The following is a 13,965-nucleotide window of genomic DNA, read 5'->3' as shown; positions in this document are numbered from 1 at the left end:
TAGAAGGTGATCTGGCTGCTGGCTTAAAAAATTAGCGTATGCTTTGAGGGCTTGAGCCACAGCAATTTCTGCACTGAATATTTTTGCAGTGAATGGCGATCGCTCAACGCTCATGCTTCATCCCTTCACCATGCCGAAGCAGTTGCTTTCGCTATGACAAGGCAACTGCTTGTTGGCACTGGCTGCTTGCTTCCTCAAGTGTAAAGATTTGCACCAAGACACTCTAGTCAGGCGTGCCATAGTGAGAGATGATGACCAGGAAATGATAGGCTCTAAACAAATGCTGTGTATGGCTTCCATACGACAGGAAGGGAGGAATGTATTCATGAAACGGTTGGTTGGTGTATTGACAGTTCTTTGTATGCTGGTTGGCTGCCTAGGTTGGCTTGGAATGCCACAAACGGCTCTAGCAGGAAATTTGGACAATTTAACTGGCTATCAGTTGCAGCGCGTGGCGATCGCCCCGACTTTGCTTGCGGCTGAAGCGATTCGTGATGTTGTAGGCGAAAAACTCAGTTCCGAGTACGGTAAGAAGCTCGACTTGAATAACACAAACGTGCGTTCATTCAGGCAGTATGCGGGCTTATATCCTACTCTGGCAGGGTTAATTGTCAAGAACGCACCTTACAAAAGCGTTGAGGATGTTTTGGAGATCGCAGGTTTAACTGATAAACAGAAAGAAGTGTTGCAGTCAAATCTGGATAACTTCACCGTCACTGATGTAGAAGATGCTCTAGTAGAAGGCTCCGATCGGATTAATAACGGAATCTACCGCTGATCGTGCCAGTCTAAGAAGGCTGATTCAATTAAGCTCAAGCTCAAGTAAGTAAACTAAATTGCTCAATGGCTGCTATGTGGTCGGAGAGCAATTTTTGTTTTTGACCCGTACTTTAGTCAGTAGCTTTAGACTAAAGGCATTGAGCGAGCAACACTGAGTCTGAGCTTGCCCGCCGTTGAGTCGGCTTAAAGGAGTTTACCTCGTTGTCTACAGGTAGCACCTTGTTACTTAGTAGAGTCTCGCATCTCCTTACGCTAAAATCTGAACCCTAACATTGGTAGAGCCGTTGCCATCGTCTGTTTTGCGATCGCCCCTTGCATCTGAGTTACCCCCACAATTTGATGTGATCATTGTGGGAGCAGGTGCAGCCGGACTATACACAGCGCTTTGTCTGCCAGATCATCTTCAGATTGGGCTACTAACAAAAGATACCCTCTCGTTGTCTGCCAGTGATTGGGCACAGGGCGGCATTGCGGCAGTGACCGATCCGGCAGACTCCCCAGCACTGCACCTTGCCGATACCCTGCAAGCAGGAGCCGGACTGTGCGACTACGAGGCGGTTAAGTTTCTGGTGGAGCAGGCACCAGAGTGCATTCAAGCCTTAGTCGGCATGGGTGTTGCCTTCGATCGCCATGATGGTACCCTAGCGCTCACTCTAGAAGCAGCACACTCTCGACGGCGAGTCCTCCATGCAGCCGATACAACGGGTCGCGAAGTGGTTAGCACCCTGACGGCGCAAGTCTTGCGTCGCAAGAACATCTGCGTGCTGTCAGAGGCGTTGACGCTTGACCTTTGGATGGATGAAGTAACCGATCACTGTCAGGGCATTTGTTTGCTTTATCAAGGACAGGTACTTTGGCTGCGAGCAGAGGCTGTAATTCTCGCGACGGGTGGCGGTGGTCAAGTTTTTGCCCAAACGACTAATCCAGAACTGAGTACAGGCGATGGTGTAGCGATCGCTCATCGTGCTGGTGCCATTTTGCGCGATTTAGAATTTGTGCAATTTCATCCTACAGCGTTAACAAAACCTGGTGCCCCTCGCTTTCTTATTAGCGAAGCTGTGCGGGGTGAAGGCGCTCATTTAGTTGATGATCACGGGCGACGCTTTGCGTTTGACTATCATCCAGCAGGCGAACTTGCCCCTAGAGATATTGTGAGCCGTGCGATCTTCAGCTACTCGCAAACAACCCATGCTGATCCAGCGTCTGCTCATGTCTGGTTGGATCTCCGACCTATTGCACCTGAAACAATCCAGCACCGCTTTCCTAACATTATTCAAGTGTGTCAACGCTGGGGCATTGATGTTTTTCGTGAACCTATTCCCGTTGCACCCGCTGCCCACTACTGGATGGGTGGCATTGCTACCAACCTAGGTAACCAAACGTCCATTCCTGGTGTGTATGCTGTTGGTGAAACAGCCAGTACGGGTGTGCATGGCGCAAATCGGCTTGCCAGCAATTCATTGTTGGAATGTCTGGTCTTTGGCGCGCAGTTTGCTCACTTAGAAGTAAACGGGAGGTGGAGAAGTGAGGCGTTGGAACAGGTCGTGGAGACTTTAGAGGGCGGAGGCGCAGAGGAACTGCTCGAACACTCCAATCTGAAAACTTCTACGCTCTCGCCACTGAAACCACCCCAGCCCATCAGCAAGCTACCTTCCACCCTCGCTGACTCTGATAAGCTCAAAATGCTTCGTCAAGAGCTGCCTCGTCTGGTGTGGCGAAGTGCAGGCATTTGTCGCGACGGCACAACTATGGCGGCGGCGATCGCTCAGGTTGAATACTGGCAAGAAGAATTTGCGAACCTTGCTGTAAGTCGAGCGTTGCTGCACCGTCAACCAGGCAAGGTTGTTGCGCTTGAGGCGATCGCTGCTGACGCAGAGCTACGAGTTTGGGCAGAAACCCGTAACTTGCTTGATGTTGCCTGGCTCATTCTCAAGAGCGCACACTTCCGCACCGAAAGCCGAGGTGGGCACTACCGGGTTGATTACCCTAACGTGGCAGAGGCATGGGCGGTACATACAATCGCCCAACAGCATCACAAAGGCGCTTTCAGCAATACTTGTTGGAGCAAAGCGCCTTTGCTGTACCAGGGATAACGAGAAAACAAAGCTAGCTGTATATCCTTTCGATCAGTAGGGAACGAAATTTGGTATAGTTTAATTTCTGTCATCAATCTATGTTTCTGGCGGCATGGCCAAGTGGTAAGGCAGGGGACTGCAAATCCCTTACCCCCAGTTCGAATCTGGGTGCCGCCTTCATATGTTGTCAGCTGTCACGCTGTACATTCAAGAATTATTAGGCAGTTTTAAAGGATTAATTTCCAACAGCTGCTGAAACATCTGTGACTGAGCACATTATATTGCGCAATTTGCAAATGAGTTGCGCAATGACCTTTTTTGGGCTGTTTTGCTCAGTTCAAATGAGTTGCGCAAAACTACACCGATTTGCAAATGACTTGCGTAATCATTCAATGGAAATTATCTGATTTTTGCTCAATTACTATAACCCTTGCAGATAAGGCGTTCTGAGACGTTTAAGTGGATTGAATTTTAGCAAATAACTTGCGCAGAATAAGAATCTTTTAAGTGAGTTGCGCAGAATTACACCAATTTGCAAATGAGTTGCGCAACTATTTTTATTTGAATAAAATTTTGTTTATCTTCTAGGACAAATAGCACGAAGCACAGCTTTCCGCCGTCACTCTATTTGTGCTGGTATTAAATTGGCTATGCGAAGTAAGAAAGATGAAAGACGGAATCCCTTTTGTTTCACGGTCTTGACAACCTCTTTGCAAAAGGAAGAATTTTAGATTCTAGCTTTGCCCTGTCAAATTAGTTCGCCACCTAAATACCTTGAGACGCGAGGATTGCAGCCTCCAGGAAGTCTACAAAAAAGGTTGTTAAATTAATTGCGCTGTAACTAGGCAGATGACTGAGTAAAGCAAATGGCATGGTGGCTGCGATCTTTATAACAATGCAGTTTTCAAATCATTGACACAGCCTATCAAGTCAACCTTGTTATGGTGTTTGCAGATGAGGGCTTGAATTGTTAACGTCTTTAGGCTTATGCGTAGTTGTAAAATATTGATAAGCACAAGCAAGTTAGGTGCTAACAAGATTAAAAGCTGATCGACAAAAAAATAGCGGGTAGGAGCTTACTCCATCCGCTATGCCACAGGTACCCCCTATGAAATTGTCTACCAATGCAACTTACACCTCAAAGTCCTGCTCTAAGAGCACTTGGGGACTAGAAGTGAGCCCAGACTGCCACATCTCTAAGCGCGTTTGGCTTCGATCGCGAGGATGCAGTGATTGATTGTATTCATTCACAATGTACTGCACGAACAAACGGTCTAATTGTGAAAGGGTTAGACGATTCTGTCCTTCTCCCTCTGCCAAACGCCCAGTGCTCTTCAGTGGGAGAGATTCGATTCTGCTACTGAAGCCCTCGACAAACCGTTCGATGGTCGCGCCTGCTGCTGGTGCTGTCCGCCGAACTAAAGTAATGTCAAGCTTTTCGAGCAAATGATGCAGAGGTGCGAAGTTACTTGAGGTCCAGAGTGTAGAGGCATCGACCATTAACATTGCAGGCACTCCATAAACAGCCCCATCACCTAATAAGCCAACTTCGAGAGGATAGTTCTTACGAAGGATAGCGTGCCGTAAGGCTGCCACTGCAATCAGCGGATTTGGTTCTCCAAAACCTAAGTAACATCCTGCAATGACCGATGAATAGAGATCAGAAATCGCTGCCAGCGTAGGCTGACCGAGCATTGCGCCGTTCTCATCCTCGACAGCAATGTCGAGAGATGAAAAAGATAAGCACCATACCTGATTGCTATACTGTACTTTGACTGGTTGGCTGAGGGTTTTTTGCACCATAAATTTCTCCTTATATTTCTAGAACGTTTTTCCTGTCGCTGCCATAGTGACCAACTGCCTACAAAAGCATTAGAAATGAAGCAAACAAGACTTCGGTAGCCATCGCCTTGTTGCTCTCTCAAACGGTTCTACAAAATAGTTTGCAGACCCCTGCCTCTTTCAACCTACCCCTGAGAACCAACTACGACCTTCTTACCTGCTTGCTGAGGAGAGTCAAAGGCTCAGTGTCAGGTTGCTGTTGCTTTGTGAGCCGTCTTTCAACCCACCTGTTGCCAGGAAGTCGATGGCGACAGCCGTGTCGCCCAACAGTTCGCCCATGCGATGTGACTTTCAACCCACCTGTTGCCAGGAAGTCGATGGTGACACGTGATACTGGCGACAATGCCCTGTAAACGTTCCTTTCAACCCACCTGTTGCCAGGAAGTCGATGGAGACTCTTGGCGCTGAAAGGCTTGCCGCGCTTGGCTTGTCAGCATACTTTTGGCGAAGGTTCCGCATTCTTAGACAGAAAGGCTCTTTCTAGTCGAAGAAGCGCCAGCAAGTTGTGCACAAAGCCAGTGCTGACAAGCCTCTCAGCCTTTTGGCAAACCGTCCAGGGAATTTGACCTCACTTCGGCTTGCCAAAAAATAAGGGTAGGCTCAACCCATGCTTGGGGCGTAGAGTAGTTGTCCCCTATCGTTCAGCCGATCTTAAAAGATCTTTACTGGCAGATAGCACATGTATTTCTGTATCCTTGACTATTAGAGGTTTGAGTCACTAATAGCTAGAACGGCTTCCTAGGGTGGGTGGCGCACCCGCATACCCATGATGTGGCGTTTGCACCCTGTGCTTGACAGGCAAAGAACAACCACATTGTTTCAGAAGCGAACAACTACCGGGGACGGAAAGCAAAAAAACTGACCCCGTATTTTTAGCTGCAAAGCAGCGCGCCGATACCTGATTGCTTTGTCAAGGTTCAATCTGTCTTCGTAAACAAAGACTGGCTACCTAGCGAGCGTGAGTGCTACGGCTTTGTCGCGCAATTCTCCCTCTTTGGGCTGGGTGGCAGTCATGACTGGCACCCCAGTTTGGGCAGCACAAGCACGAATAGATTGGGCAAGCTGTTTGTGATTCCAACGGTGATGGGACATTCGCAACTCCTTAGCGTACTGTTTTTGAAGTTTGACATTATCGTCTGGAAATTTTCGCCTTGCTCTCGCCTGGATCTCGCATTCAACACTCTCTCGTAAATTTCCAAAATCCGGCAAAGTGATGCGACTTGCCTGCCACTGCTGAGCCATTTGCAAAAGCTTTTTTGCTATGACTCGTTTGAGATGTTGTGCCAGGTTGGACTCCTCATGGCTTTCGGCATACAAACCATGCCGCTGTTGATCGCCCCTCTGAGTCAAGTTCTGATGGCGTAACCGACGCCAGCGATTGAACAAGCGGTAGTCTTTCAACTGAAGTTGCCTCACACTGCGCTTACCCTTGCGGCTGGCTGGAATCTTCGCGGCGCGTTTCGTGAGTAGAGCGAGTCGATCATCAGTTAATAAACTTCGTAGATTGCAAAAATCTAATACCGCTTGCGATCGCGTATCGACCACGGCAACTCCTAAGACTTTTTCTCGACTGAAGCACACGCCCACGGCAATATCCTGCTGTTGAGAAATAGTTTGTCGCGGCGGGCGGCTGGGTGAAGCATTGCCTAGACGAGTGCGAGTCGAATTCAGTCGCTTGACTGCTGTCTGGCGATGTTTGCCTTGCTGCGCCACACTCTCTTCGTCTTGCTCTTCATCAAGTTGTTCCATTTCGCCTGCAGTAGCAAGCGTTTCTCCGTCCTCATGCGCTTGCTGCTCAGTTTGTTGCTCTACCAATTTCACGTTTTTCTCCACCTGTGCAAGTCTTTCAAGTGTTTTAGCGAGTTTCTCTTGCCGTACTGCTTCCGTGCCCTCAGCCGTTAACAAACGCGGATCAATCGTACAGTGGAGGTATGAACGATGGGTCTGCCAGGGAATGCTCTTGCTTAAAGCCAGATAAAAAAGGCTGGTGAACCATAAGTCAAGCTCGCTATCCCTCATCGCAGTGCCGTTTGACAGCGCACAAAACCATTTCAGCCAAAGGTTTTGAAGTTTCCAATGCTGTTTCGTGTGTAACTGTTGACGGTCTTCCTCCCACAGCAAGTGAGCTGATCGCAAAGCGCCTAAGCCTAGCGAAAATTTGTTGTCCTTGTCGCGTGCCTTAAGCTCTTCGTCGTCAGTCACAAACTGGTTGATGATTGGTTGTTGACGGCGATCGCAGTACACTCTAAACCTGAGATGGCTCAGTCCCTTACCTTTAAAGCGGACACAGAACCGTCCTGTTAACTTTTTCTGTCGTCTGCGGGTTCTACAGCGCTTGCGTTTGCGCTGCTTCTGCACATCAACTGTGCTTGGCGCTGTTTGGCGTGAGGATGAAGCTTTGACTGTGTTCGAGGGTACGTCTGCTTCCCGTGACCAATACACGTCAGCACCGCCAAAGATAAATGGGTAAGGAAGGGCTTCAAACTTAGTAGAGAGCTTTGCCAGCCGTCGTGGCAGATCCCTCTCCCAAGCCTCAAACTCAGCGTCGTCATTCAGGCGGTCATAGAGATAGCCAAGTGCCCAGAGCTGTACACTTATGCCATGAGCAGACTGCCTGGTCAGCAGCGTACGATGCCATTGCAACCAGAAGTTAGCTGGAATCAAGGTGGTGTGTTCAGCAAAGGCAATCGCCTCGTCGATACATTGCTGTGTGCGATCGCCTGTTGGATCACGACCAGTCGGTAGCTGGCTTGCCATTTGTTTTTCGAGCCGTTGAATCTCAATCTTTTTCTTCTCCAGGCGCAGCGCGAGTTTGTCCGGGTCTTCCTCTTCCTCATTGACCTTGCAGTCATTTCTCAGTAAATAAGCAATGGCAATGCGATCTAAAGGCTCCTGTCTCTGGTCATAAGCCTGAAACAGAAGGCTCATGACTGAAGCCTGTGCTGTCTGGCTCTGCTGCTCAAGCTCCCCTGACTCTTGTTGCTTAGCTGCTCGTTTTTCAAGTTGAGCCTGGATTTCTAGCAAAATCTCTGTGGCTCTAGCACGAACTGTCTCGGCACTGAAGTTCATGCTTTCAGCCAATGCCAGTGCCTCCAATGTCATTTGCAACCATCTGCGTTTACCGTCAAGCTTCTGTTGACGTTTTTTATGGATGGCGAACCAGGACTTGAAAGTAAAGCTAACCATCAAAACGGCAGAGGTATAAATGCGTGCTGGAAGACCTGAAAATTCCTCAGTTTTCTTTAACTTTTTACAGATTGCTTGAACAGCTTTTTGAGATACAAACCCTTGAGTTTGCCAGCTTTGAAAATCGTTATGTGCGCTCACTTCTTGGCTCAATTGATTGACCAACAGTGTATACACAATGGTTATGAGCCAGAGATGCTGACGCGCTTCTTCAGAAGCGCACAGAAGCATTTGTATTGTCTGCATTGCAATTGATTCCTCCAAACATTTAATTCCTGCTCAAAATTCAACATGAGGTGAGGCATAGCTTTTAGTCTGCGGTTAAATTACCGTTAGGCACTGGAACGTCTATGCCATGTATTGCTCGTTCGTCAATAGCGTCCATAAGGAGTAAAGCATCTTCACCAGTAAAGATAGTCTCTTCGTACCCTGAACCCAAAAAAACCGAAGCAGTAGGAGGTTCTGGATTGAAGTGAACTAGTTGAATGAGATCAAGATTGACAATGAATTTAGATAGTTTCAGAAACCGCGCCATCTTAGATCGTTACTCCATCAAAAAGTTAGCTCATCAACAACTGCTCTTAATTAAAAGACCTACTTAGCCTGCACTATTGAAGGAGTGAAAGAGCATAGGATTTCAACCTTGAGCGATTCATAAAGAGTCTTCATAAGACTAGAAAGCCTGATTTCGCCAGCAAACAAGAGTCAAGAAGCATACAAAGCGCTTGTATCGTTGAGAACATCTTTAGTGAAGCATATACAGAATTAATTTTCATCCGAAGCTGTTTTGGCAAAATTTATACGGTTGTCTTAGATAGAAAAAACAAAGTAAAAAATAGTACATCACCGATTTCAATACAGAAGACACCTCAGTATTTGATGCCTTAATTCAAGAAAAGTGAGTGTAAGTCTAAATGCAGTTTTCCGCAGAGTATTCCTGCTAAGCCTTATTTGGTCAGCATCTAGAAAGCTAAACTTTTGGTTTCCCATTTCTAAAGTGGGATGCTATAATGTTAGGAGAACAAGAGAGTAAGCAGGATATGCAAGAATGGGAGTCTGGACAGTGACTTCAAGTCAGCATATTTCCTTCGAAAATGCAACCATAATTTCACTTATTTTGCAAACCTAAATGTTACCTTCTCTTTAATCTTTTTGCCGTAAAAAGTTTTCTACCTAGCATATTTAATTTTATATTGCAATCGGAATTCTACCCAATTTGTTGCATTCTGATGTTGCTGTTAGGATGAAAAACTCTAGGTATACGTTTGTAGAAACGTTCAGATTGTGACTTGCTAAAATGAAGTTATAAGTTTGGGCAGCAGCGATTTTAGCTATACCGTGCATTGCTCTTTAGAGTTAGCGATTGGACAAAAAGAGTAACGCTATTTTCCAAAGTGCCGGGAGACTCATGGCTGTTGAACATCCCCTCATCTGTGTGACCACAGCTTGCTTGCCTAAAAGTAGTGATCGCCTTGTTAGAGCCAGTGTTGCGTGTTGCGCCTCTACTGGTGCTTTCCCACTCAAACTCTGGAGTCTTTGGGCTGTCTAATTGACCCGAGATCGTCTTCAAGCTGCCTCTGCCCTTGCTCAGAAGCGCCTTATCTCCACAGGGAATGTTTCTTCTAGCCTTATTTGCCGGATGCTGGCTACAGAGGGACCCAAAGATGGTGGGGGAGATCTGCCCACGATGGCTTGTCGGTAAGCTAAGGTGCTGTGAGACCAGCAGCATCATGAGGGCAAACCTTCTTAGCCAGTCGCGCCACTGGCAGCGATCGCGCCAAGCGCTGTGCTAGCTAGTTTGGCTGCTTGCTAGAGCGGCTTGCCCTGCGCTAAATGCTCCAGCGTCTTGGGTGCCATTCTGGTCTTGACTAGAACTTTTCCCAGACTTCAAGCGGGGCATACAAGTCATGAGCAAGCTGCTCCAACGCTGCCTTTGCCTGCTCAATCACAGCATCGGGAAAGCCCTCTAGAAAAGTGATGATGCTGCTATCCGCCTCAACAACGAACGTGATCCCCTCGCTTTCCACTTCCCACGGATAACCCCGACTGGCTTGTACCCGGTAGGACTGCCGGACGCGCTCCTGCTGCAAACGGCAGTCTGCCAGGGGGGTGGCAATCAAGCCCTCCAGATGACCCCGTGTTCCCAACTCAGTGATTTGAAACGGGACGGGAGCATCGCTCACAACCTTGGGCGCACGCATCACTTCACCCTGCTGTGCTTGGCGGAGCTGCAACCCCAACGCGGTCATTTCTTTAGCGACCCAGCGGAGCGAACGGGAGAGCCGTGCAAAAGAAGGGGAGAGGTCGGATTGTGCTGCCGCTTCCACCCGTGCCTCAATCAGTTGAGTGGTCGTTTGCACCGCGCTCTGTAACAGCTTGCCCTGGAGATGGTCAGCTTCACCATCCTCCTGCGCCAGTTCGCGCATCACCTGCTTGACCAGTTCCGTCAATGCCAGTTGCAGCACCAGATTACTGTCACTGCTAGTCTCTGTGTTTTCAAGCAGCATACGCACCACTTGTTGCAGAATGAACTCACGATCGGAGATAGCTTGTACCATCAGCTTTAGACCTGCACTTCAGAAATCGCGCAGTGCCACTGGTCGCTGCTCAGGATCGTGGTCCCGACCAGTAGCCCCAGCACTTGAGTGGATGTATGGTCGAGGGCATTGGCTGCGATTACAAAGGGGATAAAGCGTGGCAGTTCACTATCGATCACCTGCTTGATGTCATCGACTGTCTGAGCCGCTGTCGCTTTTGCCTCACCCAAGTAGATTGCCTGGTCTGTGGGGTGAGCACAGACAGCGTCGGGATAGTCGCCGATCGGTCTCGCTAAGAGCCGACCGTGGTAGAGGTGCTGCATGACCAAACCCAGGCAGGCTTCACCCAGTGCCGCCGTGGCACTACGGTTAGGGCAGATGGTTTTATGTTCTGTGCGGGCATAAAAGAGGGGTTGGTGCCCTGGCAGCAGGAACAGCCCATACCGCTGATAGGCAAGCCACTGTGCCATTTCCTCCAGCGGGTAAAAGGCAGCCTGTTCCGAATAACGCCGCACCAGGGCACGGATGGTATTGGGATGCACGGACCAGGAGGGGAGGGGTGCATAGGGAGCAGCTAAGTGCTCTAGCCGTGTCAGCAGTTCGGGTTTCATGGCAGACCGACTGTAGGCAGCCTGAGCGAGCGCCCCTGTGATGCGGTCGATCTGAAGGCAGCGTTTTTCCAGGGAAATTTCAATCACAAAGCCACTGGGTTGAGTTTGGTTCCATCACCATAAAGCAACCCTAAGAAACAAGGGAAATGGTTCCTATCACGGTGAGGGGACTTGACCATTGGGTGGGGGTGAACAGATGTAAGCGACCAGTTCTAGGGGCACGCGCTCGTAGTGCTCCCAGATAAAATGCATCTCTGCCAGCTTGCGGCGGTGCCTGACTTCAGCCACACGGCGGTGCTTGCCGTGTGAGAACCAGCGGTCTACCGAAGCTTCACTCACGCCACAGATCTGAGCGATTTGCGTATGTGTGACGCCCCAGCGAGCGTAGAACGCATGCGGGGTCATGCTGAACTGACAGCCACAGTAAAATTGCAGCAGCGCAAGTTCGCGTCTGCCTAAGGCTTGCGGGGTCATACGGGTTGCTCCTGGAACAAAGGGTCAGCCGGGTCAAGCGTGAAACGTTGCAGGTCGTCTTCCCAGACCAAGTCTGAGTCAGCCCAGGCACGACTGGGTGACTGGGGATCAAGCCAGAGGGTGTAACGCCATCCCCAGCCCGGAAGGTGTGCCGTCGGTACGAACTGGAGTCCGACGATGATGCCGTAATCTTCGGTAGGAAGAGGGACAAAGCGGACGCGATCGCCTAGCTGAAATTTTGGTGCAGGCGTTTGCTCTGGAAAAGTAGCGGGCAAGTGAATCATAAGTAATGAAGGATATATCCTACAAAATATAGTTTATATCCTGTGGACTTGTCATCGCTAGTTCGCAAGTATTGTGCGGTGACAAAGGATAATCCGCTAAATATCAAACAACGTTTTGGAAAGGCAGTACGGCGACGACGGCGGGAGTTAGACCTTTCGCAAGAGGAGCTTGCTGAACGCGCCGAACTTCACCGGACTTACCTTTCAGACATTGAACGAGGAGAGGGAAACCCTTCCTTGGAGATTATCGAAAAGCTGGCTAATGCTCTGGATATATCGGTCGTCTCACTTTTTTGTGACTACAAGATTGACCAAAAGAAAGGGGAAGCGATCCCTGAGACTTAATTGTGTCGTGAGTAACGATTCGAGAGGCATTAGCCCTATCGACTCTTTAGTAAAAGTCTATTGGCTTCATTGCTAGCACTGGGACTCTTAGCGAATGGTAAATGCCGAAAAATTTTGGATGACCATTGCAGCCGCTGAAAGTCAAAAGGCTATGGTAGAAACTCTCGTCTAAGCAACGTCATCTTGGACGCCTTGTGGGTAGAACGAGCCATCAAAATGGCTCAGGTGGGTATTGCCGTGAAAAGAAAATACCTGGTTAGTGTCGGGAAGATACGAGCTAAAGCAAGACTCAATGCTGACAAAGCTAAGTTGCTTGATTGATGGCTGCTAGATTATGGCAAGGCTGTAACACTGGTAGGAACTGACTGTGCGCTTTGATTTACATCTGCGAGCGACGGTTTTGGAGGACCTCCAAACGATTGCTGGAGAAATGCGAACCTGGCAAGCTCAAGCCAAAGTTGGAGAGGCGGAAGCAGAGCAGATTCGTCAACAGGTTGGCAGCTTTGCTCACTGTACGATCCGGATAGGCTTGCGAGTAGCTAGAGTCGATGGCAGTAGGGATTTTCCCATGTTCAGCTATGCTGATTCGTTTGTGTACCTATCGATAGCTCAAGGTACGGTATATGGAGTCGATCGGTTAGCTGACTTGAAGGAGGTGTCCCCTATCCCTACACTGCTGATCCAATTTGACTGGATACTAGGGTCTGTTTTAAAACCTTTTGAACACGTTTGCTAGCCTGGAGACAGCGAGTGCAATTGGTACGGATGATTCTTCCCCTCCAGCGTCGAGGCGACCTGAGCCAGACGCAATGGCAAAAACTCAAGCCGCTCCTGCCCCCTCAAAAGCCTGCGGTCGGACGACCCAGTCACAATCACCGCAGGATTATCAACGGTATTTTGTGGGTTCTGCGGACCGGTGCGCCCTGGCGCGACTTACCAGAACGCAATGGCACCTGGGAGACCGTGTCTGGTCGCTTTTACCACTGGCGGTGCACGGGTCTGTGGCAGCGGCTTTTAGCACAGTTACAACAGCAAGCGGATGCTGACGGCAACCTGAATTGGGACATCCATTTTGTGGACGGGAGTGTCATCCGTGCCCACCAACATACGGCGGGGCAAAAAGGGGGAACTCAACCCAGAGAGTGGGCGTGATGCCATGACACAAGTGCAAGACCGAGAGGCTTTAGGGCGTTCCCAAGGCGGTTTTAGTACCAAAATCCATCGGCGCTGTGATGGTAACGGCTTACCCATCACGTTTTTGGTCACGGTGGGTGAACGCCATGAAACGGTGGTCTTTGAGCAGTTGATGGTGCAGGGAGCGCTGAAACGTACTGGGGCAGGATGACCCCGCTTGCGCCCCCAGCATGTGAGTGGTGACAAAGGCTATAGCAGTGGCAAGATTCGTCGCTACCGCCAACGACGAGGGATTTGCATCACCATTCCTTGCAAAGCCAACGAACGTCACAGGGGTAGGTTTGACAAGGTGCTCTACCGTGAGCGCCACCGGGTGGAGCGGTGTTTCAATCGTTTGAAACAGTATCGTCGCCTTGCCACTTGTTATGAGAAAAAGGCTGAAAAGTACCTCGCCATGCTGACTCTAGCGTCGATCATAATGTGGCTATATAGCGGTCGCCTGAAAGGTTGCGGCATTGATACTATCGAGATCAAGCCGTTGCATGTTTGAGAACTGCTTCCATTGCCTCTCGTAGTGATGGAGCAGATGCCAAGGCTTTGCGAATGCGGCTTTTGAGCCAAGCCCAACACTTTTCAATGCAATTAAAGTCGGGGGAATAAGGCGGCAGATACAGCAATTGGCAACCTGCAGCTTCGA

At 49.3% G+C, this 13,965-nt stretch carries 12 protein-coding genes, 1 tRNA gene and 1 pseudogene; 7 read left to right on the top strand and 7 right to left on the bottom strand.

Features of this window, described 5'->3' with window-relative positions:
• The first annotated feature begins 325 nt into the window (after window positions 1-325).
• From psbU to H6F86_RS29315, 3 genes are all read left to right on the top strand, one after another.
• The gene (gene psbU / locus H6F86_RS29325) at window positions 326-778 is read left to right on the top strand and encodes a photosystem II complex extrinsic protein PsbU (protein WP_190454514.1); all 453 of its coding nucleotides are present in this window, start codon (window positions 326-328) and stop codon (window positions 776-778) included.
• A 274-nt stretch (window positions 779-1,052) separates the two neighbouring features.
• Window positions 1,053-2,873 carry an L-aspartate oxidase gene (gene nadB / locus H6F86_RS29320; RefSeq protein WP_242033759.1) on the top strand — a complete coding sequence of 607 codons (1,821 nt, stop codon included), beginning with the start codon at window positions 1,053-1,055 and terminating at the stop codon, window positions 2,871-2,873.
• Window positions 2,874-2,961: 88 nt separating this feature from the next.
• Window positions 2,962-3,032, top strand: a tRNA-Cys gene (locus H6F86_RS29315).
• Window positions 3,033-3,986: 954 nt separating this feature from the next.
• Here the strand turns inward: H6F86_RS29315 and H6F86_RS29310 are convergent.
• Window positions 3,987-4,658 carry a hypothetical protein gene (locus tag H6F86_RS29310; RefSeq protein WP_190454511.1) on the bottom strand — a complete coding sequence of 224 codons (672 nt, stop codon included), beginning with the start codon at window positions 4,656-4,658 and terminating at the stop codon, window positions 3,987-3,989.
• A 984-nt stretch (window positions 4,659-5,642) separates the two neighbouring features.
• Window positions 5,643-8,129 (bottom strand): type V CRISPR-associated protein Cas12k, encoded by a 2,487-nt coding sequence (cas12k, locus tag H6F86_RS29300; protein ID WP_190454506.1) that lies wholly within the window; start codon window positions 8,127-8,129, stop codon window positions 5,643-5,645.
• Between the two features lie 1,303 nt (window positions 8,130-9,432).
• Here cas12k and H6F86_RS29295 point away from each other — a divergent pair.
• Window positions 9,433-9,585, top strand: a complete 153-nt coding sequence (locus tag H6F86_RS29295) for a hypothetical protein (protein ID WP_190454503.1) — start codon at window positions 9,433-9,435, stop codon at window positions 9,583-9,585.
• A gap of 166 nt (window positions 9,586-9,751) precedes the next feature.
• Here H6F86_RS29295 and H6F86_RS29290 read toward each other — a convergent pair whose 3' ends face one another.
• From H6F86_RS29290 to H6F86_RS29275, 4 genes are all read right to left on the bottom strand, one after another.
• Window positions 9,752-10,441, bottom strand: a complete 690-nt coding sequence (locus tag H6F86_RS29290; RefSeq protein WP_190454500.1) for a hypothetical protein — start codon at window positions 10,439-10,441, stop codon at window positions 9,752-9,754.
• Window positions 10,442-10,446: 5 nt separating this feature from the next.
• Window positions 10,447-11,118: a hypothetical protein gene (locus H6F86_RS29285; protein WP_190454498.1), complete on the bottom strand. Its 672-nt coding sequence runs from the start codon at window positions 11,116-11,118 to the stop codon at window positions 10,447-10,449.
• Window positions 11,119-11,187: 69 nt separating this feature from the next.
• Window positions 11,188-11,505 (bottom strand): helix-turn-helix domain-containing protein, encoded by a 318-nt coding sequence (locus tag H6F86_RS29280; protein WP_190454494.1) that lies wholly within the window; start codon window positions 11,503-11,505, stop codon window positions 11,188-11,190.
• The gene (locus H6F86_RS29275; RefSeq protein WP_190454491.1) at window positions 11,502-11,789 is read right to left on the bottom strand and encodes a hypothetical protein; all 288 of its coding nucleotides are present in this window, start codon (window positions 11,787-11,789) and stop codon (window positions 11,502-11,504) included. The genes H6F86_RS29280 and H6F86_RS29275 overlap by 4 nt, the downstream gene beginning before the upstream one ends.
• 42 nt (window positions 11,790-11,831) lie before the next feature.
• Between H6F86_RS29275 and H6F86_RS29270 the strand changes: the two genes are divergently transcribed.
• The 3 genes and pseudogenes from H6F86_RS29270 to H6F86_RS29260 all read left to right on the top strand — a co-directional run.
• Window positions 11,832-12,134: a helix-turn-helix transcriptional regulator gene (locus tag H6F86_RS29270; protein WP_347241348.1), complete on the top strand. Its 303-nt coding sequence runs from the start codon at window positions 11,832-11,834 to the stop codon at window positions 12,132-12,134.
• Between the two features lie 367 nt (window positions 12,135-12,501).
• Window positions 12,502-12,870: a hypothetical protein gene (locus H6F86_RS29265; RefSeq protein WP_190454482.1), complete on the top strand. Its 369-nt coding sequence runs from the start codon at window positions 12,502-12,504 to the stop codon at window positions 12,868-12,870.
• A 29-nt stretch (window positions 12,871-12,899) separates the two neighbouring features.
• Window positions 12,900-13,755, top strand: a pseudogene (locus H6F86_RS29260) (IS5 family transposase); the annotation flags it as partial.
• Between the two features lie 43 nt (window positions 13,756-13,798).
• Here H6F86_RS29260 and H6F86_RS29255 read toward each other — a convergent pair.
• Window positions 13,799-13,965, bottom strand: a 167-nt coding sequence (locus H6F86_RS29255) for a transposase (protein WP_190454480.1), incomplete at its 5' end; no start/stop codon positions are given.

Source organism: Phormidium sp. FACHB-592, assembly GCF_014695795.1.
Taxonomy (GTDB): domain Bacteria; phylum Cyanobacteriota; class Cyanobacteriia; order Leptolyngbyales; family Leptolyngbyaceae; genus Stenomitos.
The sequence above is the reverse complement of the archived record's forward strand: the minus strand, read 5'-3'. Positions and strand labels throughout refer to the sequence as shown.

Excerpts from the sequence above, each read along its gene's own strand:
- psbU (WP_190454514.1), top strand. The coding sequence starts at position 326 with ATGAAACGGTTGGTTGGTGTATTGACAGTTCTTTGTATGCTGGTTGGC.
- cas12k (WP_190454506.1), bottom strand. The coding sequence starts at position 8,129 with ATGCAGACAATACAAATGCTTCTGTGCGCTTCTGAAGAAGCGCGTCAG.
- H6F86_RS29280 (WP_190454494.1), bottom strand. The coding sequence starts at position 11,505 with ATGACCCCGCAAGCCTTAGGCAGACGCGAACTTGCGCTGCTGCAATTT.
- H6F86_RS29290 (WP_190454500.1), bottom strand. The coding sequence starts at position 10,441 with ATGGTACAAGCTATCTCCGATCGTGAGTTCATTCTGCAACAAGTGGTG.
- H6F86_RS29310 (WP_190454511.1), bottom strand. The coding sequence starts at position 4,658 with ATGGTGCAAAAAACCCTCAGCCAACCAGTCAAAGTACAGTATAGCAAT.
- H6F86_RS29275 (WP_190454491.1), bottom strand. The coding sequence starts at position 11,789 with ATGATTCACTTGCCCGCTACTTTTCCAGAGCAAACGCCTGCACCAAAA.